Annotated in this window: 25 protein-coding genes; 17 read left to right on the forward strand and 8 right to left on the reverse strand. The window is 29.3% G+C overall.

Going from position 1 to position 21,942, the window contains the following annotated elements; translation table 11 throughout:
• Positions 1 to 157 precede the first annotated feature (157 nt).
• Positions 158 to 343: a hypothetical protein gene (locus LJD32_RS11390; protein ID WP_032090409.1), complete on the reverse strand. Its 186-nt coding sequence runs from the start codon at positions 341 to 343 to the stop codon at positions 158 to 160.
• Between the two features lie 203 nt (positions 344 to 546).
• Between LJD32_RS11390 and LJD32_RS11395 the strand changes: the two genes are divergently transcribed.
• Positions 547 to 993 carry an HAD-IIIA family hydrolase gene (locus LJD32_RS11395; protein WP_227392450.1) on the forward strand — a complete coding sequence of 149 codons (447 nt, stop codon included), beginning with the start codon at positions 547 to 549 and terminating at the stop codon, positions 991 to 993.
• A 5-nt stretch (positions 994 to 998) separates the two neighbouring features.
• Here LJD32_RS11395 and LJD32_RS11400 read toward each other — a convergent pair whose 3' ends face one another.
• The 3 genes from LJD32_RS11400 to LJD32_RS11410 all read right to left on the reverse strand — a co-directional run bounded on the left by LJD32_RS11400 (position 999) and on the right by LJD32_RS11410 (position 3,274).
• Positions 999 to 1,859 (reverse strand): Cof-type HAD-IIB family hydrolase, encoded by an 861-nt coding sequence (locus LJD32_RS11400; RefSeq protein ID WP_032090408.1) that lies wholly within the window; start codon positions 1,857 to 1,859, stop codon positions 999 to 1,001.
• 77 nt (positions 1,860 to 1,936) lie between these two features.
• Positions 1,937 to 2,575 (reverse strand): ribonuclease HIII, encoded by a 639-nt coding sequence (locus tag LJD32_RS11405; protein ID WP_227392440.1) that lies wholly within the window; start codon positions 2,573 to 2,575, stop codon positions 1,937 to 1,939.
• Positions 2,576 to 2,623: 48 nt separating this feature from the next.
• Positions 2,624 to 3,274 carry a Crp/Fnr family transcriptional regulator gene (locus LJD32_RS11410; RefSeq protein ID WP_227392441.1) on the reverse strand — a complete coding sequence of 217 codons (651 nt, stop codon included), beginning with the start codon at positions 3,272 to 3,274 and terminating at the stop codon, positions 2,624 to 2,626.
• Positions 3,275 to 3,359: 85 nt separating this feature from the next.
• Here LJD32_RS11410 and LJD32_RS11415 point away from each other — a divergent pair, with 85 nt between their 5' ends.
• The 5 genes from LJD32_RS11415 (at position 3,360) to LJD32_RS11435 (ending at position 6,695) form a co-directional block, all read left to right on the forward strand.
• Complete coding sequence (locus LJD32_RS11415; protein WP_227392442.1) at positions 3,360 to 4,211, forward strand: YitT family protein; 852 nt, start codon at positions 3,360 to 3,362, stop codon at positions 4,209 to 4,211.
• Between the two features lie 64 nt (positions 4,212 to 4,275).
• A complete protein-coding gene (locus LJD32_RS11420) occupies positions 4,276 to 4,866 on the forward strand; it encodes a GNAT family N-acetyltransferase (RefSeq protein WP_032090405.1) in 591 nt (196 codons plus the stop codon).
• Entirely contained in the window at positions 4,867 to 5,403 is a 537-nt protein-coding gene (locus tag LJD32_RS11425) for a prolyl-tRNA synthetase associated domain-containing protein (protein ID WP_227392443.1), read from the forward strand.
• Positions 5,396 to 5,953, forward strand: a complete 558-nt coding sequence (locus tag LJD32_RS11430) for a hypothetical protein (protein ID WP_227392444.1) — start codon at positions 5,396 to 5,398, stop codon at positions 5,951 to 5,953. Before LJD32_RS11425 ends, LJD32_RS11430 begins: the two co-directional genes overlap by 8 nt.
• Positions 5,943 to 6,695, forward strand: a complete 753-nt coding sequence (locus LJD32_RS11435) for a hypothetical protein (RefSeq protein WP_032090403.1) — start codon at positions 5,943 to 5,945, stop codon at positions 6,693 to 6,695. The genes LJD32_RS11430 and LJD32_RS11435 overlap by 11 nt, the downstream gene beginning before the upstream one ends.
• Here LJD32_RS11435 and dnaK read toward each other — a convergent pair.
• The 4 genes from dnaK to LJD32_RS11455 are packed head-to-tail and all read right to left on the reverse strand — an operon-like array spanning position 6,669 to position 10,290.
• On the reverse strand, positions 6,669 to 8,429 hold the full coding sequence (dnaK, locus tag LJD32_RS11440) for a molecular chaperone DnaK (RefSeq protein ID WP_147579601.1): 1,761 nt from the start codon (positions 8,427 to 8,429) through the stop codon (positions 6,669 to 6,671). The two genes, LJD32_RS11435 and dnaK, sit on opposite strands and share 27 nt — an antisense overlap.
• A 12-nt stretch (positions 8,430 to 8,441) precedes the next feature.
• Positions 8,442 to 9,065, reverse strand: a complete 624-nt coding sequence (locus tag LJD32_RS11445; protein WP_227392445.1) for a J domain-containing protein — start codon at positions 9,063 to 9,065, stop codon at positions 8,442 to 8,444.
• Positions 9,062 to 9,895 (reverse strand): DUF5685 family protein, encoded by an 834-nt coding sequence (locus tag LJD32_RS11450; RefSeq protein ID WP_032090400.1) that lies wholly within the window; start codon positions 9,893 to 9,895, stop codon positions 9,062 to 9,064. The genes LJD32_RS11445 and LJD32_RS11450 overlap by 4 nt, the downstream gene beginning before the upstream one ends.
• A gap of 2 nt (positions 9,896 to 9,897) precedes the next feature.
• The gene (locus tag LJD32_RS11455) at positions 9,898 to 10,290 is read right to left on the reverse strand and encodes a hypothetical protein (RefSeq protein WP_052010899.1); all 393 of its coding nucleotides are present in this window, start codon (positions 10,288 to 10,290) and stop codon (positions 9,898 to 9,900) included.
• A 214-nt stretch (positions 10,291 to 10,504) separates the two neighbouring features.
• On the opposite strand from LJD32_RS11455, the gene LJD32_RS11460 reads away from it, so the two are divergent.
• From LJD32_RS11460 to LJD32_RS11510, 11 genes are all read left to right on the forward strand, one after another.
• Positions 10,505 to 12,094, forward strand: coding sequence for a vWA domain-containing protein (locus tag LJD32_RS11460; protein WP_227392446.1), 1,590 nt, complete (start codon positions 10,505 to 10,507; stop codon positions 12,092 to 12,094).
• A 45-nt stretch (positions 12,095 to 12,139) separates the two neighbouring features.
• Positions 12,140 to 13,891 carry an ABC-F family ATP-binding cassette domain-containing protein gene (locus LJD32_RS11465; RefSeq protein ID WP_227392447.1) on the forward strand — a complete coding sequence of 584 codons (1,752 nt, stop codon included), beginning with the start codon at positions 12,140 to 12,142 and terminating at the stop codon, positions 13,889 to 13,891.
• A 57-nt stretch (positions 13,892 to 13,948) separates the two neighbouring features.
• On the forward strand, positions 13,949 to 14,842 hold the full coding sequence (locus tag LJD32_RS11470; RefSeq protein ID WP_147579605.1) for a haloacid dehalogenase-like hydrolase: 894 nt from the start codon (positions 13,949 to 13,951) through the stop codon (positions 14,840 to 14,842).
• Between the two features lie 106 nt (positions 14,843 to 14,948).
• Entirely contained in the window at positions 14,949 to 15,128 is a 180-nt protein-coding gene (locus tag LJD32_RS11475) for a hypothetical protein (protein ID WP_227358961.1), read from the forward strand.
• 55 nt (positions 15,129 to 15,183) lie between these two features.
• The gene (locus LJD32_RS11480; protein WP_052010897.1) at positions 15,184 to 16,044 is read left to right on the forward strand and encodes a diacylglycerol/lipid kinase family protein; all 861 of its coding nucleotides are present in this window, start codon (positions 15,184 to 15,186) and stop codon (positions 16,042 to 16,044) included.
• Between the two features lie 10 nt (positions 16,045 to 16,054).
• The gene (locus LJD32_RS11485) at positions 16,055 to 17,428 is read left to right on the forward strand and encodes a UDP-N-acetylmuramoyl-L-alanyl-D-glutamate--2,6-diaminopimelate ligase (protein ID WP_147579607.1); all 1,374 of its coding nucleotides are present in this window, start codon (positions 16,055 to 16,057) and stop codon (positions 17,426 to 17,428) included.
• Positions 17,421 to 18,221: an HAD family hydrolase gene (locus LJD32_RS11490; RefSeq protein ID WP_227392448.1), complete on the forward strand. Its 801-nt coding sequence runs from the start codon at positions 17,421 to 17,423 to the stop codon at positions 18,219 to 18,221. Before LJD32_RS11485 ends, LJD32_RS11490 begins: the two co-directional genes overlap by 8 nt.
• A complete protein-coding gene (locus LJD32_RS11495; protein ID WP_032090393.1) occupies positions 18,218 to 18,502 on the forward strand; it encodes a hypothetical protein in 285 nt (94 codons plus the stop codon). Before LJD32_RS11490 ends, LJD32_RS11495 begins: the two co-directional genes overlap by 4 nt.
• Before the next feature lie 65 nt (positions 18,503 to 18,567).
• The gene (locus tag LJD32_RS11500) at positions 18,568 to 19,905 is read left to right on the forward strand and encodes an MATE family efflux transporter (protein WP_267309760.1); all 1,338 of its coding nucleotides are present in this window, start codon (positions 18,568 to 18,570) and stop codon (positions 19,903 to 19,905) included.
• A gap of 10 nt (positions 19,906 to 19,915) precedes the next feature.
• Positions 19,916 to 21,328 carry a beta-Ala-His dipeptidase gene (pepD, locus tag LJD32_RS11505; protein ID WP_032090391.1) on the forward strand — a complete coding sequence of 471 codons (1,413 nt, stop codon included), beginning with the start codon at positions 19,916 to 19,918 and terminating at the stop codon, positions 21,326 to 21,328.
• Position 21,329: 1 nt separating this feature from the next.
• Positions 21,330 to 21,920 carry a PolC-type DNA polymerase III gene (locus LJD32_RS11510; protein ID WP_227392449.1) on the forward strand — a complete coding sequence of 197 codons (591 nt, stop codon included), beginning with the start codon at positions 21,330 to 21,332 and terminating at the stop codon, positions 21,918 to 21,920.
• Positions 21,921 to 21,942 lie beyond the last annotated feature (22 nt).

A 21,942-nucleotide genomic window follows, 5' to 3' on the forward strand; every position in this document is an offset into this window, starting at 1 on the left:
GACAGAATACAACATGATATTTGCAGGAATAGGTCACATTATTATTCGATTTGTATTTCATGAATACATTATACTACTAAAAGATATCTAACGATATGATTTATCAATAAAATCTTAAAAAAGTTGCCTTATATCTCCACAGCTAAAGCTGGGAGCTTTACGGCAACATTTGGTAATATTTAATATATTCTTCAATTGCTTTCTTTAATTTAATAGAAATAATTTTCCTGTCTGAAACGAGTTCTTGACAAATAAGAGTTCTTATTCTTTCGTTTTCTACAAGCAAATGATGAAAATATAAATCATTTGAATATTTTATAAAATTTTCTCTATTTTTGTTCATATAGATTCCTCCCTATATATATTGTCTTTTTTGAGGAGTTTTCTTCTTTTTAGTAAAAATAAATGATAAAATTTTAGAAATAGAAGCTTTGGAGGTAAAGTATGAATCAAAAGGTTAAAATGAAGCCATCCTATTTAAAAGTTGCTTTTTTGGATAGAGATGGAACTCTTATTAAAGATTATCCAGATGAAAAATGAAGAGAAATTAAAGAACCTGAATTTTTAGAAGGTTCAATAGAAGGACTCAAGAGATTAAAAGAGATGGGATATGATTTTATCATTATAACAAATCAATATCTTATTAATGATGGAATTATTTCATTGAATGATTATCAACAGTTTACAGGAAAATTTCTAAAAAAATTAAAAGAAGAAAATATAGATATTCTAAAAATCTACTTTTGTCCGCATAATGAAAAAGATCATTGTCACTGTAAAAAGCCAAAACCTGGGATGATAGAACAAGCTAAAAAAGATTTTTTAATTGATATGAATAACTCTATCTATATAGGGGATAGTCAAGTTGATTATTTACTAGCAAAACATTTTACTTTAACTTTTTATGGAATAAATTATAATGGTGATAATGTTAAAAGTTATCGTAGTATTTTAGAAATTTCCAAACAAATAAAAAAGATTCAAAATAAATGAATCTTTTATAAGTTTTCTAAAGCATATTCAATAGCTTCACTAACAGCTCCATCTTTACAACTTGAAACAACTTTATAAGCTTTTTCTTGAATAACTTTTTCAGCGTTGTTTGGCGCAAAAGAATAAGGGAAACGTTCAAAGAGAGTAATATCATTCATACCATCTCCTAAAACAATAACTTCTTCTTTTTTGATGTTTAATAGGTCAATTACTTTTTCTAAAATAAGTCCTTTTTGCGCATTTTCATTTGTGATTTCAACATTATCAGGATATGAAGATAAATACGCAATCTTTTTCATATCTTTAAAATAAGGAAGGACCTTTTGTATTTCAGATTCATCATGTGAAAAAGCTTCTACTTTGATGATGTCTAAATCTTTTTTTATGAATTCATCAATCGAATCAAATTGTTGAATTTGACAGGCAGGAGAATCACTCATTGGACCTCCTGGTAAAAAATCTTCCATTTTATTTCCAAAACGGACACTACCGCGATAAGCAAAACGATCTCTTACGTAATCAGGTTTTAAAGTACTATAAAAACCATTTGTGGTAAAAATCATATACGGTGTATTATTTTCAATAAAGACAGGAAGAATTTCTTTAAGCATTTCTTTATCTAAATAACAATCCATGATGGCTTTTCCTTCTTTATTACAATATTGAGCACCATTTCCTAAAATGGCCGAACATTTTATACCTAAAGGGTCTAAAACACTTGTCACGCCATAATAATCTCTCCCTGAAGCCACAACAAATTCAATGCCTTTCGCTTGTGCTTTTTTTATACTTTCAATACATTTGGGATTGATGTAACCATGAGATAATAAAGTTCCATCAACATCACTGACAATCATTTTAATCATTTCTTTTTCCTCCGATAATCTTATTATATAAAAAATAAAGCATTATTTTATTTTTTTACTTAATAAGAAAAAAGAGTTTATTCAACTCTCTCTAAGATCTGTTTGTAGTTTGGAAAATTTGTTTTAGAAACTTTCCATAAAATATCTTTTCCATGTTCTTGTACTAAAGAAGTTCCAGCATCATTTGCGAGAATATTAAAACCACGAGGAAGTGTTGTATTTAATGATTGACACATGTTTTGATAATATTGAAGATAAGCATACTGAGAAAGAATATGCGCACATTTCATCGCTAAAGACATTTCTTCTTTTTTAAATTCAATATGACGAACAACAACGATTTTGCTTTTTAAATAACGATAATATTTTTTAGGTGCTAAAAAAGCATCAATCGTTACTTTAGAAATAGGGTGTTCAATACGTTGAATAACATTGATCATCGCTTGATTATAAAGTTTTGCTTTAATACATGAAAGTTTTTGACCTTCTTTTACATATTGATTGTAATGACTATTATCAAGCAAAAGTAAACTATAGGTGAGTTTATCTTTTAATATCTTACCAATTTTTTCAATATCATTTGTAGACATTTCTTTATCTAGTCCAAGTTCATTCAGTTCTTTTTCATCTTTTTGATCAACATAACAGGCAACGACACATAATGGTCCAAAGAAATCAAGTGAACCTGTTTCATAACATCCTACATGACTTTCCATTATAAATTCCTCCTCTTTATATCTTATTATAACATAACTTATTTTTGTTTAAACTAGTGTTGATAAATATTGCTCGTAGAGTTTATCTCGTTTTAAAACTTTGATATGACCGTATTCAATTGAAATCAAACCTTCTTTTTTAAATTGATTTAAAACCTTCGTGACAGTGACTCTTGAAATAGCTAAAGAATCCGCAATTTCTTGATGAGTATAGGGAATATCTCCAAAAAGTAAATTTTTTTCAATATTGTTTGTAGCACTTAATTCATATAAAAAAGCAGCTACTTTTTCAAATCGGTCATAAGTTTGTGCCCATTTTAAAAGCTGAGTTAAATGATTGCAGTTATCATTAAACATCTTAAGTAGAGTAATCGTCAGATCAAGTGAAGATGATAAATAAGGATAAAGATCTTCAAGATGACAAGTAATAATTTCAACATCATTAATAGCCGAAACGGTTGTTGGGCGATAAGCATTTTCATAAAGTGAAGATTCACCAAAAATACGTCCTTTATCTAAAACATCGTAATTAATTTCATCACCATTTTTAGTAATATGGTAAACCCGTACGCGACCTTTTAAAACCAGACATAATTCATCAGCATGGTCATCTTGCATATAAATAATATCATTTTTTTGATAGTGTTTAATGGTACCAGCTTGTTTAAAATAATCAAAGAGTTCGTCATTAATTTTCATTTTTTTCACCTACTTGTTTAAATTGTAACATATGTTACATTCTTAAAAAAGAAAAATTGTTAGGATATATCCCGAGGTGAGAAATATGAAAAAAATTATTCAAATTATTATCGGTAACGTTTTAATGGCTTTTGCTATTAGTACTTTGATTTTAGATAATTCCATTGTGGTAGGAGGGGTTTCTGGTATTAGTACAGTTTTTCATTTTTATACAGGAATTTCTGTTTCCCTTTGTGTAGGAATTATTAATATTGCTTTATTTATCATTGGATTGTGTTTTTTAGGAAAAGCATTTGCGATGAAAACATTGGTTTCAACATTCTTATTTCCTATTTTATTAGAATTCTTTAATCAACAACCTTATTTACATGGTTTATTAAATGATCAATTATTAATTTGTATTTTAGGAGGATTTTTATTAGGACTAGGAATTGGTCTTGTATTAAAAGCGGGAGGATCTACAGGAGGATTTGATATTTTAGCACTTATTGTTGAAAAATATTTTAAAATACCTGTGACTTTGCTTGTTAATGGGATTGATGCAGCAATTCTTGTTCTACAAATTTCATTCCATAGTGCTCCTGAAATCATTTATGGAATCATGACAATTTTAATTACAGCCTATATGATGAATTATTTATTATCATCAGGTAAAGGATGTGTCCAAGTTCTTGTAATGTCTAAAGAAATTGAACGTATGAAAACAATGATTTTAAATGATATGGACGCAGGTGTGACTTTATTAGATGGTAAAAGTGGTTTTTATGGAAATGAAACAGAAGTTGTTTTAACGATTTTACCTTATCGTAAACTTCCTGATTTAAAAGATAAAATTAAAGAAATTGATGAAAAAGCATTTATTATTGTTTCTCATGTAGAAGAAGTTAGTGGAAATGGTTTTACATATTCTAAAGAAATGCGAGAAGTTTTATCTTAGGTGTTCATTTTTATGGACATCTTTTTTAATTTGGTAGATAATAAGACAAACGGGGGAATGAGTTATGAAAATAGAGATCAGGTATGCAAAATTAGAAGATGCTGCAAGACTAGTAGAAATCTATTGTTATTATGTTGAAAAGACAGCGATTACTTTTGAATATGAAGTACCAGCTGTCGAAGAATTTCAACAAAGAATGGTACATGTCATGGAAAAATATCCATATTTAGTAGCTAAGGTGGATGATCAAATTGTCGGCTATGCTTATGCTGGTACTTTTAATGTTAGAGCGGCTTATGATTGGTGTGTAGAAACATCGATTTATGTAGATCATACTTTAAGAAAATGTGGGGTAGGGAAAAGACTTTATCAAGCTTTGGAAAAAGCTTTAAAAGCACAAAATATTACGAATTTAAATGCATGTATTTCTTCACCAATTCAAAATGATGAATATTTAGATACCAATAGTATTGATTATCATCATCATTTAGGATATCAAATGGTAGGAGAATTTCATCAATGTGGGTATAAATTTAAACGTTGGTATAATATGGTATGGATGGAAAAGTTTATAGGGGAACATCATGAAAATCAATTACCAATGATTCAATTTAATGAAATCAAAGATCAAGTGAATTTAAATGAGGTAGATTAAATGGAATTAGTAACAGGGAGACCACAAGATAAAAGAATAGATAAAGAAGAAAGCGTTTATGATTTACTCGATCAATTAAACATTGACTATCAACGCCTTGATCATCAAGAAGCAAATACCATGGAAGTGTGTTTAGAAATAGAAAAAAATTTAAAATCAACAATTTGTAAGAATTTATTTTTAGTTAATTCAAATAAAAGTCAATATTATTTACTAATGTTGAAAGGACATAAAAAATTCAAAACAAAAGTGATTTCAAAACAAATCAACAGTTCACGTCTATCCTTTGGAAGTGATGAAAAAATGTTGGAATATTTAGATATTACACCTGGTTCAGTGAGTGTTTTAGGTTTAATGAATGATCATGAACATCATGTTCAATTATTGGTGGATAAAGATTTATTAGAAGATGATTACTTAGGATGTCATCCTTGTATTAATACAAGTAGTTTAAAAATAAAAATGAAAGATGTATTTGAAAAAATTATACCGGCTCTTCATCATGAACCTATCTTTGTAGAGGTTGATGATGAATAAAAAAGGAATCATCATTTATCTTGTCATGAAAAGACAAGATGAATTTGTAGAAAAGGCAAAAACTTACTTTCAAAAGAGTTCGTATCTTTTAGAGGTTATTGAAATTAATGATTGGCAAGATGAACTTTCTTTTGAATCAAAAACAGGAAAAGCATTATTCCATACAATTGAAACAATTAAACAAAAGAATCTTTCTTTAAAATGTTATATTAGTGGTTATTCACTTGCAGGGCTTTTTAGTCTTTATGCGATGCATGAATTAGATTTAGATGGAGCAATTAGTGTATCGGGTTCTTTATGGAAAGAAGGATGGTTGGATTATTTAAAAGAACATCCCATTTATCATAAGAAAATATATTTGAGTTTAGGAAGTAAAGAACATAAAACGAGAAATGTTTTAATGAAAAATGTGTTAAAAAATACTTTAGAGACATATGAGATTTATCAAAAAGAGAATCAATGTTTCTTTGAAAAGAATGTAGGCAATCATTTTTTTCAAAGTGAACAAAGGATGATGAAAGGGTGGGATTATATTCTTTATGAAAAATAGAAAATTAACAGAGAAAAGGCTATTATTTATTAAAAAAATATTATTTGTTTTAACAATTTTATTACTGATTTATCATGTGGGATGGACAATCTTTATTTTAGCTTATCGCCATCATATTGGTGATGTTTACATAAAATATGTGACAACTATGATTTTTCGTATTCTACAGTTTAGTGCAATGTTACTTGTTTTAGCAGCACCTAAATTTTTAAAGAAATGGTTTAAGATCAATGTTCCTTTAGCACTTTATATTGTGATTGCACTTTTTGCGTTTAATGCTTTAGTTTTAGGAGATGGACTTGATTTTTATGGAAAATATCCATGGTGGGATTCTTTTTTACATTTCCATTCGGGAATTATTCTATCTTTTGTAGCTTTATGGTTTATACATATTATGATGGCAGAAAAAAGCAAATTTATTTATATGAATAAATATTTTACATGCTTATTTTTAGTGGTTTTTTCTTTAGGTGTTGGTGCTTTTTGGGAAATTTTAGAATATAGTTGTGATGGGATTTTTCATACAAATGCTCAACAATATATGGCTTCAACAAAGGGAACACTTGTTTCTAAAAATGATATTCCTTTAAAAGGGCATGAAGCATTAAAAGATACGATGAAAGATTTAATGCTTGATTTAGGCGGCTCTTTGATTGTCGCAACGTATGGATTTGTAAGACATGATGAAATTGTCAAAAAAATATCGAGAGATCATTTATCTCCCGATGATATTTTGAGCTAGAGATTCTAAATGATTTTTAGAATCTTTTATTTTTTGTATTTCTTTGGATGAAGCTGTTTCATAATTGAATTTTCTTGTCATTTTCATTAAAGAAGAAAGTTCTGCTTTAATTTGTTTTCTTAATGCTTTATCCATTTCTTTTTTATGTGAGGCAAGACCATTTTGAACATTGATAATGAGAGTTTCTACTTCATTTTTTAAAAGCATGTTATCTTTTGTCACTTGGTCTTGGCTTTCATACATCTTAGCTTGTCTAATTGCTTCTTCAATATCACTATCAGACATTTTAGAAGAGCCTTCAATCGTCATACTTTGACTGTTTCCAGAGGCAAGGTCTTTGGCAGAAACATGAACGATTCCGTTACTATCAATATCAAAAGTAACTTCGATTTGTGGAACACCGCGCATCGCACGTTTGATTTTTTTTAGTTTAAATTTTCCTAAAGATTGATTATCTTTTGCGAGTGGTCTTTCACCTTGTAAAACATTGATTTCTACTTGTGTTTGAAAGTTGGCTGATGTCGTAAAGACTTGACTATGACTGGTTGGAACCGTTGTATTTCTTGGAATTAAAGGTGTAGCGACACCACCAACCGTTTCAATAGAAAGTGTTAAAGGAGTGACATCTAATAAAAGAACATCATTCTCTTCACCATATAAAACCATTTCACCACTTAATTTTCCAGCTTGAATCGCAGCACCCAAAGCCACACATTCATCTGGATTTAATGATTTACTTGGTTCCATGTTCGTAATTTCTTTTACTTTTTCTTGAACCGCTAAAATACGAGAGGATCCACCAACTAAGATAATTTTATTAAGATCCTGTGGTGTAAGTCTGGCATCATTTAAAGCTGTTTGCATTGGTAAAACAAGACGGTCAATAAGTCCTTTTGTAAGTTCATTGAATTTTTGTCTTGTAAGTGTGATTTCTAAGTTTTTAGGTCCGTTTGTATCTTGATAAATAAAAGGCAAATTAATGAGGGTACTTGATTGACTTGAAAGTTCGATTTTAGCTTGTTCACTGGCTTCTAAAACGCGACTATAAGCGACGGTATCTTTTCTTAAATCAATACCTTCTTGTTTTAAAAAGCTTTCTAAAATAAAATCACAGATAGCTTTATTAAAATCATCCCCACCTAAATGATTATCACCAGCTGTTGATAAAACTTCGATTACACCACTACCAATTTCAATAATCGAAACATCAAAAGTTCCACCACCTAAATCAAAAACCATCACTTTTTGCCCATAAGCATTTTCAAGCCCATAAGCCAGTGCTGCAGCGGTTGGTTCATTAATGATCCTTAAAACTTCTAATCCCGCAATTTTTCCAGCATCTTTTGTTGCTTGCCTTTGGGCATCATTAAAATATGCTGGAACTGTAATAACCGCTTGGTTGACTTCTTCTTGTAAGTAAGCTTCGGCATCATTTTTTAATTTTTGTAAGATCATTGAAGAAATAAGCTGTGGAGAAAGTTGTTTTCCATCAATTTCTACATGATAATTTTGTCCCATTTCTCTTTTAATAGATGAAATCGTACGTTTTGGATTCATTGATTGTTGACGTTTAGCCAGTTCTCCAACAAGTTTCTTTCCATCTTTATCAAAAGCAACAATACTTGGTGTTGTCTTTTGGTTTTCTTTATTTTCAATAATTTTAGCTTTTCCATTTTCATAAAAAGCCATACAACTATTTGTTGTTCCTAAGTCAATTCCAATAACCTTTGCCATAATTTTCTCCTTCTAACAACATAAAATAGGGTAATGATATCCTCCACCACAACAACATGACATCATACAATTTAAAAGCATAATCGAATAACAACAATTCATCATACTTGCTGGATTACCGTATTGTTGACTGGTTTGACGATATTGTCTTGTATTTCCTTGTAATTGATTTAATAATAAAATATATTGCATATTCATGGGTTCCATTTGAACAGCTGTTTGAGCATATTCCTGTGCACGAATATTATTTCCTAAACTATTTTCAGCTAAAGCAGCTAAATAAAACCACATACCTGTTTTATTTTGAATTTGATTTAAAACATTTAAAGCTTCTTGATAACGTCCACCTTGAATAAAACCACTAGCTTCTTGATAAGCTTCTTGGTCATTTCCATGATACTGATAGCCGCCGGTTGTTTGACTACCATAACTTTGTTGTCTAAAATCTTTTTTTCTTTCATCCATAATAGTTTTATATGCATTTTGGACTTCTTTAAATTTTTCAGTGTATTCTGCTTGATGAGGGTTTCCAATATTAGCGTCAGGATGATATTTTTTAGAAAGTGTACGATAAGCCTTTTTGACTTCATCATCACTGGCACTAGGGGAAATTCCTAGTATTTGATAAGGATTCATGATTTTTCCTCCATTCTTTTCTTTTTAATCAGTTCAAATTTTGTCCAAATACCACTATAGATAATATTTCGTAAAAGTTCAACATTTTCAATCAAAGGAAGCTTTTCAAAATAAAAACTGCTTCTAGAAATCATCATTTCTAAAATATTAAAACAATATTCTTGAAAGTGTTCTTCTTTAAATTTATTTTTAAAAGGATTATAAGTTTGTTTTTTGATATCTTCTTCTACATCTTCAAAAGCATCAATCAAATAAATAAATTTTCCTAAATAAAATCCCATTTGATAAAGATCATCTTTAAAAACATCTTCTTGATAAACACAAATACTTGCCATGATATGACCAAAATGACCAGCAACTTCATCTAAATCTAAACAATGTGATTTTTCTAGATAATGAATTTGGTCTAAATGTTCTTTAATTTTTTCTACTTTATCAGGATATTTCTTTTTAATTCTATTAAATTCTTTTTTTAAAAGTTGTTTAAAAGTTTTACTTTTTAAAGAATTTTCATCTAAAACATCGTCTTCTAATTTATAGTACGTTAAAACAATATTCATATCACTGACATAATCCATATATTGATTAGTACGTACACTCTTTTTATGAAAAGGATGTAATGGGCAACGAATTAAATATTGTTTATCTGTCGGTTCATACAGACTAGAAAGCAAAATTCCTACAAAGTTTAAATCATAATTTAAAGTCAATTGACCACGGCGACCATGATTTTGTTTTAAAGATTGACATAAACCACAATAATATTCTTGATATTTATCATAATCTTTAATTTTTAATTCTGGTTTATTAATAACGACATAGCCAAACATAATTAAGTTCTCTTTTCAAATTTTTGATGACAACTTGGACAAGTCACAATAATTTTTCCTTTTCCTTTAGGAAGTCTTACCATTTGTTTACAAGAGGGACAACGGTAGTATTTATGACTACGATCGGAAAATCTTTTCTTTTGAAGATTAAAAAATTGTTGAACAGGTTTAATTGCTTTTAAGTATTTTTCATTTTCTTGATAACGTTTATATGTTTGTCTAGAAAACATACGATAGATAACTAAAAGCCAAATAAGATATCCAAGTGACATAATGATTCTATTATTAAAGAATATATTAAGGATAAATAAAGCGATGACAAAAAATAATGCATGATTATTTAAAGTATCTATTCCATATCTTCCTTGCATGAATTGAATTAATTTTTCTTTCATAAACATCTCTCCTTACATTGATGAGGTGATTATATGCTTGAATTATGTATTGAACATGAACTCTAAAAAATACGATAAATTGAAAATCTTTGACATCTTCTTACAAGATAGGATATAGCTTGTAAAAATATTTTTAATAATTATTTAAAAAGGCAATCAATCGACATGATTTGTATTTTTTTCTTTTTATTGTAGAGATGGAAAGGAGAAAAAAATGAAAAAATTAATATGTCTTTTAACAGTTTTTGTAAGTTTATTTTTTATGCAAGTTCCTGTTAAAGCAAGTGACATCAATTGGGATATTTCTAAATCAAAAACAGCCACACAACTTGATGAAAATTATCGAAGCCAGGTGACACTTTCGCTTCCTGCTAAAAGTGAAAAACTTGTTTCAGATGTTGTTTTTGTTTTAGATAAATCAACAAGTACACAAATTGAAAATCAAACTTTAGATATGTTGGAAAATTTACAAACACAAATTTCACAAACAAATGCTAAAGTAAAAGTCGGGATTGTTATTTTTAATAAAGAGGCAAATGTTTTTGGATGGTTTGATCTAGAAAATGATTTGGATGATATCAAAAAGGCAATTTTTAAAGAAATAACATCTGGAACGAATTGTCATGCAGGATTATTAGCAGGAAAAGAATTATTGGATCAAGATCAAGAGGTAGCAGCTAAACGTAAGTATATGGTCTTTGTTAGTGATGGTATTACTTATATGTATAATCAAAAAGCAACGGTTACAGCTTGGTCGTTTGAAAATGATGGCATTGTTGCAAGTTGGCCAGGACCTGATAATTGGAATTTAAAATATGGTCAAGAAGATCTTCCTGATTGGGATAATTATTTAACAGATGTAAAAGAAAAATTAGCCATTCAAGGAGATCAGTATGATTATCTTTATGGTGAGACTCCAACAAATATAATGCCTCTAGAAGAATCTAAAGAAGGGTTAAATTCTGTTGATAAAGCTCTTTATTATACTGTTTCTACTTACCAAGCAATGAAAGATGAAGGATATCATTGTTATTCAATGCTTGCTAATGGATATAGTAATTATCCATGGGCAACATCTTTTATGAATTATTTATCTAAAGGACAAGAAATTTCTTTTAAAGATATTCAAAATGATATTTATTATTTATTGGATCAAGGAACTTATGTAGAAGACTTTATGGGTAAAGGAAAAGACAATTATGGAAATGATTATGATTTTGACTTTATAACAGATACAAAACAATTTTATATGATGGTTGGAAATCACAAATATGTTCCAGAATTCATCGAAGAAAATCATTATGGTTTTAATCATCAAGAAAATGGTTATGCTTATGAATTATTCTATTATCCTGAAGAAAAGGAATATTTTATTTGGAAAATGAATGTACCTGTGAGTCAATTCGAACATGTTCAACTTGTTTATACTTTACAACTTATGAATCCTCAAAAAAAAGCAGGAGAATATGGGGAATACGATGAAGATGGTCATCTTTTTAAAGAAGGATTAAAAACAAATACGCAAGCTATTTTACATCCTATTGATAGTTTTTCTAAAGAATTAGAACCTGAAGAATTTTTGTTCCCAACAGTTTCATACAAAGTAATAGAAACTAATGTTGATGAACCTGAAAAGCCAAGTGAAACAATTAAAACGGAAGTTAAAAAGTCAACAACTGTAACGACAAGTCCAGTTGCTACGGGAGATGATACAAAACAAGAATTTTGGTATGCATTATTGGGATTATCAATTTCAACACTTCTTCTTTTATTAATAAAACATTACAAGACAAGACGCGAGTAGTCGCGTTTTGTTTTTGTTTGTGGTATGATAGCGTGGGTGATGAAAATGTTAGTGTCAATAACAGATTTAACAAAATATAATGGAGAAAAGTGTATTTTAGATCATATAGAATTACATATAGAAGATAAAGATAAAGTAGGAATCTTAGGAGTTAATGGGACAGGGAAATCCACATTATTAAAAATAATTGCGGGAATAGAAGAATATCAAGGTAAAATAAGTTATCAAAAAGATATCCGTATTAATTATTTACCACAAACGCCACTTTATAATGAAGATGATAGCATTATGGAAACTGTTTATAAACAATTAGATTCTAAAGAAATTCATGATTATGAAATTAAAGCACAGTTAGGTAAGTTTGGTATTATAGATGAAACACAAAAGATTAAAGAACTTTCAGGAGGTCAACTTAAGAGAGTTGCTTTAGCAATTGCTTTAATTAAACCTTGTGATTTACTTATTTTAGATGAACCAACAAACCATTTAGATAATGGGATGATTGAATATTTAGAAAAATTCTTAATTAAATGGTCTAAAGGCTTATTAATGGTGACACATGATCGTTATTTTTTAGAAAGAGTTGTTAATCGTATTATTGAAATAGATCATGGTCAAATTTATAAATATGAAGCGAATTATTCAAAATATCTTGAGCTTAAACAAGTTCGTTTAGAAACACAACTTTCTAGTCAAAGAAAAAGAAAACTTTTTTTAAAAAAAGAATTAGAATGGGTACGTGCTGGTGTACAAGCACGTACAACTAAAAGTAAAGATCGTCTTCAAAGGTTTGAAGAATTATCAAAAGTTAAAGATGTAGAAGTCAATGGAAAAGTAGAAATGATTCATACGTTCTCTCGTCTTGGTAAAAAAACAATCGAACTTCATGAAATTTCTAAAAGTTTTGAACAAAAGAAACTCTTTGATGAATTTTCATATATGTTTAAACAACATGATCGTATTGGGATATTAGGAGATAATGGCACAGGGAAATCAACTTTATTAAATATTATTACAGGAAATTTAAAGAGTGATACGGGTTATGTAGAAATTGGCGAGACTGTTCGTTTTGGTTATTTTAAACAAGGATATGATGATCTTCCAATGAATAAGAAGGTCATTGATTATATTCAAGAAATCTCCAATGACTTTAAAGTAGATGGTCAAGGATTATCTGCTAAAGATATGTTAGAAAGATTTTTATTTGATGCTAGGTTACAACATACACCAATTTCTCGACTTTCTGGTGGTGAAAGAAGAAGACTTTATTTGTTGCGTGTATTAATGATGATGCCTAATGTTCTTGTCTTAGATGAACCGACAAATGATTTAGATATTGATACTCTTAATATTTTAGAAGATTATTTAGATGATTTTGAAGGTATTATTATGACTGTTAGTCATGATCGATATTTCTTGGATCGTATTTGTGATGGTTTATTTATCTTACAAAATCAACATTTAAGATATGTTAATGGGGGTTATAGTCAAAATCTTGATACTACAACTAAAGAAGAAAAAGAAAAGAGTCAAGGGGCTTTAGCTTATAAACAAAGTAAACAAAAGAAAATCAAAATGACTTATATGGAAAAGAAAGAATTTGAAGAAATTGAAGATGTCATTATGGATTTAGAAACAAATTTAAGTCAAATTGAAGAAAAGATGAATGGTGTTACTAATTTTAAAGAAATTGATGAACTTTCAAAACAAAGAGATGACTTGCAAAAACAAATTGATGAGAAAAATGAAAGATATCTTTATTTATTAGAATTACAAGAACAAATAGATAATCAATAATTGACTCTTGTATATACATATAGGATAATAGAGACATGAAAAGGAAGGTTTTAAGAAATGAAAAGATTATTAAGTTGTACAAGTAGTGAAATGTTGAAAATGGATGGACAAGAATTAAAACAAGCTATTCTTGCTAGTGAAGGAAGAACTGTGATGACAGAAACAGTTGTTGCGATTGAACCTTTATTAGGAGATCTTACAAATGCTGAACTTGCTGTTTCATTTGGAAGTGACATGGTTTTATTAAATTGTTTTGATTGTAATAACCCAGAAATCAAAGGGTTACCAGAATGTGATAATCCTGTAGAAAAATTAAAAGAAATCGTTGGTCGTCCAATTGGATGTAATCTAGAACCAGTTGATTTAGAAGCTGAATTAATGGAAGAAAGACGTGTGATTTCTACAGGTAGACAAGCAAGAAAAGAAACTTATATTAAAGCTCAAGAATTAGGTTTTAACTTTATTTGTTTAACAGGAAATCCAGGAGTTGGAGTTTCAAATCATTCAATTTGCGAAGCAATCAAAGAAGCTAAAAAATATTTTAAAGGATTAATTATTGCAGGGAAAATGCATGCTGCAGGAATTGATGAACCAATCGTTGATATGGAAAGTATTAAAGAGTTCATTGAAGCAGGGGCAGATGTTATTTTAATGCCAGCAGTTAATACAGTTCCAGGTTTATCTGAACAAGAAGTGACAGAAGCTTGTCGTTATATTAAAGCTCATGGGGCTTTATCATTAAGTGCGATTGGTACAAGCCAAGAAGGTGCAGATGAAGGAACAATTCGTGAAATTGCTTTATTAAATAAAAGATGTGGAATTGATATTCAACATATTGGAGATGCAGGATTCTGTGGTATTGCCTTACCTGAAAATATTATGGCATTATCAATTGCGATTCGTGGTAAAAGACATACTTATCATAAAATTGCTTCATCAATTAATAGATAGAATGTCATTTATGTTTGAAAGATGTCATTTAAGTTATAAATAATGAAAGAACGATAGATTTATGATACATTAATCATAGATCAATTGTTTTTATATGGAGGTTATTATGAAAAAGGCTCTTATTATTGTATTTATAATGTATTTATTAGGGATGATTTTTTTATCAGGAAGTATTGGTGTTTTTTTTGAACCGGTTGAAGTTTTTAATAAAGCTATTGTTGTAGCTATTTTAATTATTGCTTTTATTATTTGTTGTCTTTATAGAAAGAATAAGAAAAGAAGATAAGATGGAGAGTGTTAATTGCACTCTCTTTTATGTTATAATGGATAAGGTGATAAACATGAAACATATCTTTATATTAAAACCAGATACTTCTAAAAGTTTGATTAATTGTATAGTAACAATGATGCAAGGAAAACGTTATGAATTACGCTATACCAAAGATTTAGATGATGCAAGAAAGATAGCCTTATCTTATCAAGATGAAAAGGAAGTTTGTCGTTTATATGCGATAGGTGGCGATGGTTTTGTTCATAAGGTGGTCAATGGCATGGTAGGATCTTTTCATGAACTCGTTGTCATTCCGCAAGGAACAGGTAATGATTTTGCTAGAAGCATCTACAAAAATTTAGATGCGATAAAGATTTTTAAAGAGTCATTAAATAAGCAAGCCAAAGCAATTGATGTGATTCAATGCAAAGAAGATTTATATTGTATCAATGTCTTTTGTTGTGGTTTAGATGCTGATGTTGGAAATCTAGTGAATACAAATCGTAAGACAACCTTATTTCCAAGAATTATGCAATATAGTTTAACGATTTTAAATAAGATTTTTCATTTAAAATTTTATCCAACCGATATTTATACATATAATAAAGATATTTATCAAGGTAATGTTTTGATTTGTACCTTTTGTAATGGTCATTATTTTGGGGGTGGCTATCAAGCTGGTTATTATTCATCTTTAGAAGATGGTATGATTGATATATCGGTGGTACCAGAAATATCTAAAAAAGAATTACCATATTATTTAAAAGGACTGATCACCAATACATTACATAAAACAAAAAAATTTCAACATTTTAAAGAAGATGATGTTTGGGTCAAAACCAATCAATATGTTAATATTGATGGTGAAAAATATGAACCAGGAACATATCACTTAAAATGTTTACATAAAAAAATTCAATTAGTTTATTAAGGAGATTACTATGGAAATAGATTTAAAAACAGATTCACGTAAAGTAAAACCAGGAGATACTTTTATTGCGATTAGAAATGTTAATCGTGATGGTCATGATTACATTCCTCAAGCTATTAAAAATGGAGCAACGAAAGTCATTGTAGAAGAAGGAAACTATGATGTTGAAACTGTTGTTGTTGAAGATACAAGAGCATATTTAAAAGATTATTTGTATGAACATTATTATCCTTATTTCAAAGATATGAAATTAATAGGGGTTACAGGTACAAATGGGAAAACAACGATTGGTTATATGATGTATCAAATGATGACGATGCTTGATATTCCTTGTGCTTATATGGGAACAATTGGTTTTTATTATTGTGGGAACTTTATTAAAATGGTTAATACCACACCTGATGTAGATGTACTTTATGATTATTTTATTAAAGCAAAAGATGCGGGGTGTAAAGTATTAGTGATGGAAGTTTCTTCTCATGCGCTTGCGAAAGATCGAATTCATGGCTTAGAGTTTGATGAAGTGGCTTTTACAAACTTAACACAAGACCATTTAGATTTTCATAAAACATTAGAAAACTATGCGAATGCTAAACAACTCTTATTTAAAAAGACAAGAGGAAATAAAATTGCAGTCATAAATGGAGATGATCCACATGCTTCTCACTTTGAACTGGAAGGAAATCATAACCTTCTTATTTCAGATACAAAAGGGGATGTGTTAATTCAAAATATTGAATTTTCTCATTTAGGGACAACTTTTACTTTTAAATATCAAGAAAAAGAGTATCAAACACATATTCAAATGGTAGGAAGATACAATGTTTATAACTATCTTACAGCGATGCTTTTAATTCATGAATTAGGATATGAAATTGATGCTATTTTAGCCTTAAATACAAAACTCAAAGCACCTAAAGGAAGAATGGAGTTAATCGTTTATGGTACAAATGGTATCTTTGTAGATTATGCCCATACCCCTGATGCCACTTTAAATGTTTTAGAAAGTGCTCAAGAATTTAAAAAAGGAAGAATTATTACGATTATTGGTTGTGGGGGAGATCGTGATACGACAAAACGACCAATCATGGGGGAAATTGCCTGTAAACATAGTGATCATGTCATTATTACAGATGATAATCCACGAACAGAAGACCCTCAAAAAATCATTAATGATATTTTAGTAGGTGTTAGTGGTGATTATGAAGTCATCAATGACCGTCATCTAGCGATTGCTAAAGGAATGAGTTTATTAAAAGAAAACGATATCTTAATGATTTTAGGAAAAGGTCATGAAGATTATCAAATTATTGGAACAGAAAAGATTCATTTTTCTGATCAAGAAGAAGTAGAAAAATATATAAGGGAGCATATACATGACTAAAATTGCATTTTTTGATGTGGATGGAACGATGATCAATGTTCCTCATCAATTATTAAAACCAACAGATAAAACAATTCATGCTTTAAAAGAATTTCAAAAACAAGGAAACTATATTGTTGTAGCGAGTGCAAGAGGGGTTAAACCAGAATGTTTAGACGAAATTCCTTTTGATGGCTTTATTGGTTGTGATGGAGGCTATATTGAATTTCATCAAGAAGTTTTATTAAATAACGTTTTTAGTGTGAAAGATTTAAACTTACAAAATAGTGTTTATGAAGCAACCAATGGTCAATATATTATCAGTGAAAGAGCGACAAGTTATTTCAGTGATGTAGATGGAGAACTCATCAAAAAACATTTAAGGCTTTATAATGGGACAGATAAATTACCTGAAGAGTATAATGATGATTGGCGTTTTCAAGATATTAAAGCCAATACAGTAACAGCGCTTTTCTATAATGCAAAAGACTTACATGAAGCCTTAGATATGTTACCAAAAGAATGGTCCATCAATGCTTATGATACAGGACATATTCGTATGGATGTACATCCTCAAGGTTACACAAAAGGAACAGCGTGTGAGTATTTATATCAAAAATTAAATATTCCAAAAGAAAATACTTATGCTTTTGGTGATGGTGAAAATGATATTGAAATGTTTCATCTTGTAGGAACTTCTGTTGCGATGGGTAATGCGGATGATGAAATTAAAAAACATGCTTCTACAGTGACTTTAACAGTGGATGAAGATGGTATTGCAGATTTCTTTGAAAAGGAATTTAATATTAAATGAGAATTAGAAAAATAAATTTTCAAGAAATAAATTTTGAGTATTGTCCTTATCCTCAGTCAATGTATGATTCCATAAAGAGAATAGGTTTATCTTTTCCTATTAAAGTTAATATTATTGATGGTCAATATTATTGTAAGGACGGGAACAAACGTCTTTCAATTATTCAAGATTTATTAAAAAATGAAGAAGGCTATGAAAGAAGAAGGGCAGTTCCTTATATTATTTATAATGATGGAAGTTCTAGATCTAATGATTGTTGGCGAGATCGCAACATGCATTAGATTTTTTTCATTTTTTGAAAGCATAAAACGAGAATAAATAAGAGGTATATAATAGATGCGAGGAAGTGATTATTTTGTTATTTAGTAATAGAGATTTAAAAAAATTGATAATACCTTTAATTATTGAACAGGTATTAGCATTGACAATTGGGATTTTTGATACGATGATGGTTTCCCAATGTGGACAAAGTGCGGTTTCAGGAGTGAGTATTGTCGATGGGTTAAATGTGTTGATTATCAATATCTTTTCGGCACTAGCTACAGGAGGAGCTGTTGTTTGTTCGCAATATATTGGTAAAAAAGATGAAAAGATGGCTTGCCATAGTGCCAAACAGCTCTTATTTACCATTTTAGGTTTATCGCTTGTTATTATGGTTTTATGTATGATTTTCAATGGGAATTTATTGAATTTGATTTTTGGACATATTGAAAGTGATGTGATGGCTTATGCAAGAACTTATTTTTTCTTTTCAGCCTTATCTTATCCTTTTATTGGTTTATTTAATGGTGGGGCTGCTTTATTTAGATCAATGGGAAATAGTAAAGTGGCTATGACAAATTCATTTTATATGAATATTGGAAATATCGTTTTAAACTACTTCTTTATTTTTATTTTAAATATGTCAGTCAAAGGAGCAGCAATTGCTACTTTACTTTCAAGAATGTTCTGTTCATTTATTATTTTATATATGTTATTAAATAAAGAACATATTGTACATATTGATACGTATTTAAAATATAAGTTTGATTTTTCAACTGTCAAAAGAATCTTAAAAATTGGTATTCCAAATGGTTTAGAAAATGGAATGTTTCAAATGGGGAAAATCCTTGTTCAACGACTTGTTTCAACTTTTGGAACAGCTGCCATTGCAGCACATGCTGTTGCCTTTAGTTTAACGTCTATTGCCGTTGTTCCAGGAATGGCTTTAGGACTTGCTATTTTAACAGTTGTAGGCCAATGTATTGGGGCTAATGATTATCAGCAAGCTAAATATTATACGAAAAAACTGATGATTATTGCTTATATTTCTACGATTATATCGGCTGGTATTTTACTTGTTGGGGTTAGATATATTTTAAGATTTTATGCTTTACCACAAGATACTGCTAATTTAGCGGTTTCCATGGTCTCTCTTCACTGCGTTTTTGATTTCTTTGTTTGGCCAATGGCATTTTCTTTTCCAAATGCCTTACGTGCAGCCAATGATGCAACTTTTACAATGATCGTTTCTACATTTTCAATGTGGACTTTCCGTTTTGCTTTAAGCTATGTTTTTGCTTTGTATTTACACATGGGTGTCATTGGTGTTTGGTGGGCTATGATTGTTGACTGGATTTTTAGGTCAATTTGTTTTATGATTAGATATAGATCCAATAAATGGATGAATAGAACATTAGTATAGGGGAATATATATGGAAAAAGTAGAATATTATTTTAGAGAAATTTCAAAGATTCCAAGAGGATCTTACAATGAAAAAGCAATTTGTGATTATGTGGAAAACTTTGCAAAAGAAAGAAATATAAAATATGTAAGGGACAAAATGCATAATATCGTGCTTTTTAAAGAAGCAACAAAAGGCTATGAAGATCATGAAACAGTCATGTTAGAAGGACATATGGATATGGTCTGTGAAAAAAATAATGATAGTGATCATGATTTTTCAAAAGATTCTATTGAACTTATTGAAGAAGATGGTTTTTTACATGCCAATAAAACAACATTAGGAGCGGATGATGGTGTTGGTGTTTGTTATATGCTTGCTTTACTAGATGATGAAAGCTTAAAACATCCAGCTTTAGAATGTGTTTTTACCGTTCAAGAAGAAGTAGGACTTAATGGAGCAATGGGTCTTGATAAAAGTATTTTAAAAGCGAAAAAGATGATTGGACTTGATAGAGGGAAAGAAAAAATTATTACTGTAAGCTGTTCTGGAGGAAGAAGAGCTGTTGTTGAAAAAGGACTTTCTTATCTAAAAAACGAATCACCTTGTTATCAACTTTATGTGGGTGGCTTACAAGGTGGACATTCAGGAGGCGTTATTCATTTAGAAAGAGGAAACGCTAATGTGATTATGACACGTGTCTATTATCATCTTTCTTTAAATAATATTGAATTTTTATTAGGAAGTTTTAAAGGTGGTTTAAAAGATAATGCGATTCCTAGAGAATGTGTCAGTGTCTTTGCTTCAAATGATGATTTTAAAAAAATCAAAGAAGTTGTTTTAAAAGTAGAAAATGATTTAAAAGAAGAATTAAAAGAAAGTGATAAACATATATTTGTTCGTTTAGAAAAAGTAGATTCTTTAAATGAAGTGATTTCAGTTAAAGAAAGCCAAGATATTATTTCAATGATGTATTTAATGCCTAATGGTTTTATGCATAAATCTTTAAAAATGGATCTTACCAATATTTCTTTAAATATGGGTGTAGTGGAAATGAATGAAAAATTCAATATTTATTTTTCAATTCGTTCACCAATGGAATCAGCTAAAGATGAATTATCAAACAAATTGAGTTTAATTGCTTCAATGTTTAAGGCAAAATATGTTTTAGATAATAACTATCCAGGATGGAATTACGATGAAGGTTCAAAACTTAGAAAACAATATGTTGATTTTGTTAAAGAAACAGAAGGAATCACTTTAAAAGAAGAAGGAACACATAGTGGTCTTGAAACAGGTATTTTCAAAGGGGCACTTCAAGATTTAGATATTATTACTTTAGGTCCAGATATGTTTGATATTCATACTCCTGATGAAAGATTAAATATGAATTCATTTTATAAATGTTATCAAAGATTAATTCATTTTTTAGAGAGATTATAAGATGTTAGAACTTATTAAAGTAAAATATGATCAAGATATCAAAAAACAATTAGAAAAAAGATTTATTGCTTTTGACGTAGAAACAACAGGTTTGAATCCAAAAGAGGAAAGAATTATTGAATTAGGAGCTGTTCTTTTTGAAAATGGACAAGCTGTTCAAAAATTTAATACACTTGTTAATGCAGAAGTAGAAGTTTCTGAGTTTATTTCTAATTTAACACATATTACTAATGAAATGTTAGAAAACCAACCAAGAGAAGAAAAAGCGTATAAAATGTTTCAAGAGTTTATGAAAGAAGCGCTTCAAGGAGAAGTTCTTGTTTGTGCTCATAATGCTCAATTTGATATGTCGTTTTTAAAGAAAACATTTGATCGGCTTCAATTAACAGGAAAGATCTGTTATGTAGATACCTTACAATTATCAAGAAAATATATTCATGGACCTTATAATTATAAACAAGGAACGATTGCTCATTATTTACATATAAAAAATGAAAATGCGCATCGTGCTTATGATGATGCTTATGTTTGTGGACAAATTTTAAATCATATAGTAAAAGGGGCTGTAAAGAAACCTAATCTTTTGGATTAGGCATTCTTTATAGCTTTTTTTA

It is taken from the genome of Faecalibacillus sp. TM498 (genome assembly GCF_020589955.1).
GTDB lineage: Bacteria > Bacillota_I > Bacilli_A > Erysipelotrichales > Coprobacillaceae > Faecalibacillus > Faecalibacillus intestinalis.

Bases quoted from the DNA above. Each gene is read 5' to 3' on its own strand.
- LJD32_RS11390 (WP_032090409.1), bottom strand. From the start codon at position 343: ATGAACAAAAATAGAGAAAATTTTATAAAATATTCAAATGATTTATAT.
- LJD32_RS11400 (WP_032090408.1), bottom strand. From the start codon at position 1,859: ATGATTAAAATGATTGTCAGTGATGTTGATGGAACTTTATTATCTCAT.
- LJD32_RS11405 (WP_227392440.1), bottom strand. From the start codon at position 2,575: ATGGAAAGTCATGTAGGATGTTATGAAACAGGTTCACTTGATTTCTTT.
- LJD32_RS11410 (WP_227392441.1), bottom strand. From the start codon at position 3,274: ATGAAAATTAATGACGAACTCTTTGATTATTTTAAACAAGCTGGTACC.
- LJD32_RS11415 (WP_227392442.1), top strand. From the start codon at position 3,360: ATGAAAAAAATTATTCAAATTATTATCGGTAACGTTTTAATGGCTTTT.
- LJD32_RS11420 (WP_032090405.1), top strand. From the start codon at position 4,276: ATGAAAATAGAGATCAGGTATGCAAAATTAGAAGATGCTGCAAGACTA.
- LJD32_RS11425 (WP_227392443.1), top strand. From the start codon at position 4,867: ATGGAATTAGTAACAGGGAGACCACAAGATAAAAGAATAGATAAAGAA.
- LJD32_RS11430 (WP_227392444.1), top strand. From the start codon at position 5,396: ATGAATAAAAAAGGAATCATCATTTATCTTGTCATGAAAAGACAAGAT.
- LJD32_RS11435 (WP_032090403.1), top strand. From the start codon at position 5,943: ATGAAAAATAGAAAATTAACAGAGAAAAGGCTATTATTTATTAAAAAA.
- dnaK (WP_147579601.1), bottom strand. From the start codon at position 8,429: ATGGCAAAGGTTATTGGAATTGACTTAGGAACAACAAATAGTTGTATG.
- LJD32_RS11445 (WP_227392445.1), bottom strand. From the start codon at position 9,065: ATGAATCCTTATCAAATACTAGGAATTTCCCCTAGTGCCAGTGATGAT.
- LJD32_RS11450 (WP_032090400.1), bottom strand. From the start codon at position 9,895: ATGTTTGGCTATGTCGTTATTAATAAACCAGAATTAAAAATTAAAGAT.
- LJD32_RS11455 (WP_052010899.1), bottom strand. From the start codon at position 10,290: ATGAAAGAAAAATTAATTCAATTCATGCAAGGAAGATATGGAATAGAT.
- LJD32_RS11460 (WP_227392446.1), top strand. From the start codon at position 10,505: ATGAAAAAATTAATATGTCTTTTAACAGTTTTTGTAAGTTTATTTTTT.
- LJD32_RS11465 (WP_227392447.1), top strand. From the start codon at position 12,140: ATGTTAGTGTCAATAACAGATTTAACAAAATATAATGGAGAAAAGTGT.
- LJD32_RS11470 (WP_147579605.1), top strand. From the start codon at position 13,949: ATGAAAAGATTATTAAGTTGTACAAGTAGTGAAATGTTGAAAATGGAT.
- LJD32_RS11475 (WP_227358961.1), top strand. From the start codon at position 14,949: ATGAAAAAGGCTCTTATTATTGTATTTATAATGTATTTATTAGGGATG.
- LJD32_RS11480 (WP_052010897.1), top strand. From the start codon at position 15,184: ATGAAACATATCTTTATATTAAAACCAGATACTTCTAAAAGTTTGATT.
- LJD32_RS11485 (WP_147579607.1), top strand. From the start codon at position 16,055: ATGGAAATAGATTTAAAAACAGATTCACGTAAAGTAAAACCAGGAGAT.
- LJD32_RS11490 (WP_227392448.1), top strand. From the start codon at position 17,421: ATGACTAAAATTGCATTTTTTGATGTGGATGGAACGATGATCAATGTT.
- LJD32_RS11495 (WP_032090393.1), top strand. From the start codon at position 18,218: ATGAGAATTAGAAAAATAAATTTTCAAGAAATAAATTTTGAGTATTGT.
- pepD (WP_032090391.1), top strand. From the start codon at position 19,916: ATGGAAAAAGTAGAATATTATTTTAGAGAAATTTCAAAGATTCCAAGA.
- LJD32_RS11510 (WP_227392449.1), top strand. From the start codon at position 21,330: ATGTTAGAACTTATTAAAGTAAAATATGATCAAGATATCAAAAAACAA.